The sequence below is a fragment of the Kocuria sp. CCUG 69068 genome, from assembly GCF_020833785.1.
Lineage (GTDB): Bacteria > Actinomycetota > Actinomycetes > Actinomycetales > Micrococcaceae > Kocuria > Kocuria rosea.
Genome location: NZ_PDDL01000200.1, coordinates 1 through 2669, shown reverse-complemented (window position 1 = coordinate 2669; position 2669 = coordinate 1). Strand labels below are relative to the sequence as shown.

General features: G+C 75.3%; 2 protein-coding genes. Both read left to right on the top strand.

What is annotated here, in order from left to right; translation table 11 throughout:
* Nucleotides 1–760 (top strand): NAD(+) diphosphatase (gene nudC, locus CRM73_RS18795; protein WP_229588744.1); only part of this gene is annotated, 760 nt, incomplete at its 5' end.
* The gene (locus tag CRM73_RS18790) at nt 754–2586 is read left to right on the top strand and encodes an ATP-dependent helicase (protein WP_017833443.1); all 1833 of its coding nucleotides are present in this window, start codon (nt 754–756) and stop codon (nt 2584–2586) included. The genes nudC and CRM73_RS18790, both read left to right, overlap by 7 nt.
* The last annotated feature ends 83 nt before the right edge of the window (nt 2587–2669 follow it).

Here is a 2669-nt window from a genome sequence, read left to right as displayed (position 1 = left end):
CCTGCTGCGCGCCGTCGCCGCCCCCGAGCCCGGGGGCGAGGACGCCGCGGCGGAGCCCTTCGCGGTGCCCGAGCCCCTCGTGGCGGCCGTCACCGCGTTCGCCTCCGGCCGGGGCGGGGAGGAGCTGCGCTGGGCCGGCCTGCGGGAGCTCGGCCCGGTGCTCCCGACCGGGGACACCTCGCTGCTCGTCACCGCCCAGTCCGTGGGACTGTGGCACCGGGATCACCCCCGGTGCCCGCAGTGCGGGGAGCCCACCGAGGTGATCCGGTCCGGCTGGGCCCGGCGGTGCCCCAACGACGAGTCGCTGCACTTCCCGCGCACCGACCCCGCGATCATCGTGGCGGTCAGTGACGGCGACCCCGACCCCGACCGGGAGCGGCTGCTGCTCGGCCGCTCCGCGCTCTGGAAGGGCAACCGGTTCTCGACCCTCGCCGGGTTCGTGGAGCCGGGGGAGTCCCTGGAGCAGGCCGTGGTCCGCGAGGTCGCCGAGGAGGCGGGCCTGACCGTGGGGGACGTGCAGTACCTGGGCTCCCAGCCCTGGCCGTTCCCGCGCTCCCTGATGCTCGGCTGCCGCGCCGTGGTGCGCTCCGGCGCGGCCGTCCCGGACGGCCAGGAGATCCTGGAGCTGCGCTGGTTCACGCGGGCTCAGCTGCGGGAGGCGGCGCGCACCGGGTCCGTGACCCTGCCCGGGCGGGTCTCGATCGCGCACGCGCTCATCGCGCACTGGCTCGGCGAGGACCTGCCGGAGACCGCGTGGTGACCAGCAGCGAGACCGGCACGGACGTGGAGTCGACCCTCGAGGAGCGCATCCTCGCCGGCCTGGACCCCGAGCAGCGGGAGGTCGCGACCACGCTGCGCGGACCCGTGTGCGTGCTCGCGGGCGCCGGCACGGGCAAGACCCGGGCCATCACACACCGGATCGCCTACGGCATCGCCACGGGCGTCTACACCCCGCAGAAGGTCCTGGCCCTGACGTTCACCGCCCGCGCCGCCAACGAGATGCGCAACCGGCTGCGCGAGCTCGGGGCCGCCGGGGTGCAGACGCGCACGTTCCACGCCGCGGCCCTGCGCCAGCTGCAGTACTTCTGGCCCCAGGCCGTGGGCGGGCCCCTGCCCGGGCTCGTGGAGCACAAGGCGCGGCTCATCACCGAGGCCGCGCAGAACATGCGCCTGTCCACGGACCGCGCGGCCGTGCGGGACCTCGCCGCCGAGATCGAGTGGGCCAAGGTCTCGATGCTGACCCCCGACACCTATCCGACGCGGGCGGCCGGGCGGGAGATGCCGCTGAACTACGACGTGCGCACGGTCCAGCGCCTGTACCAGTCCTACGAGGAGCTCAAGACCGACCGGCACCTGATCGACTTCGAGGACGTCCTGCTGCTCACGGTGGCCGTGCTCGAGGAGGACGAGCGCGTCGCCGCGACCGTGCGCGAGCAGTACCGGCACTTCGTGGTCGACGAGTACCAGGACGTCTCCCCGCTGCAGCAGCGTCTCCTCGACGCCTGGCTCGGGGGCCGGGACGACGTCTGCGTGGTGGGCGACGCCTCCCAGACGATCTACTCGTTCACCGGGGCCACCTCCCGGCACCTGCTCGAGTTCCCGGCCCGGCACCCGCAGGCGCGGGTGATCGAGCTCGTGCGCGACTACCGCTCCACCCCGCAGGTCGTGGAGACCGCCAATCGTCTGCTCGCGGCCCGCCGGCCGGCGCGGGGCTCGACCCCCGGCGCCTGGGCCACGCCGCTGCGCCTCGTGGCGCAGCGCCCGGACGGGCCGCCCCCGTCCTGGAACGAGTACGCGGACGACGAGGCCGAGGCGGCGGGGACCGCGGCGCGCATCCGGGACCTGGTCGACGACGGTGTGCCCGCGTCCGAGATCGCCGTCCTCTTCCGCACCAACGGGCAGTCGCAGGCCTTCGAGACCGCGCTCGCGGAGGCGGGCATCGGCTTCCAGCTGCGCGGCACGGAGCGGTTCTTCAACCGGCCGGAGGTCAAGCAGGCCGTGGTGCAGCTGCGCACGGCGGCGCGGGCCGCCGAGGCCTCGGACGAGCCCACGCGCCTGGTGCGCGACATCCTCTCCTCGCTGGGCTACTCGGACCGCGCGCCGCGCTCCACGGGCGCGGTGCGCGAGCGGTGGGAGTCGCTGGCCGCGCTGGTCTCCCTCGCGGACCGGATGGCCGCGGAGGCCGCCGCCCGCGAGGAGCAGTTCGTGCTCCCCGACTTCGCCGCGGAGCTCGAGCGGCGCATGGCCCAGCAGGACGCCCCGGTGATGAACGGGGTGACCCTGGCGTCCCTGCACTCGGCGAAGGGCCTCGAGTGGGACGCCGTGTTCCTGGCGGGCCTCAGCGAGGGGCTCATGCCGATCGGCTTCGCCGAGACCGCCGACGAGATCGACGAGGAGCGCCGGCTGCTCTACGTGGGCATCACCCGCGCCCGGGAGCACCTCGTGCTGTCCTGGACCCTGTCCCGCACCCCGGGCGGCCGGCCCACGCGCAAGCCCTCACGTTTCCTCGACGCCCTGCGGGAGACCGGCGGAGACCGCCCGGCCCCGCGCCGGTCCCGCCCGGGCGGCGCCCGCGCTCACGCCTGATCGAGCCCGCACAGGCACCGGCTCCGGTCCGGCTCCGGCCAGGACACCGCGTCCGGCCACGGCGGGGGCGTTGGTGAGGGTCT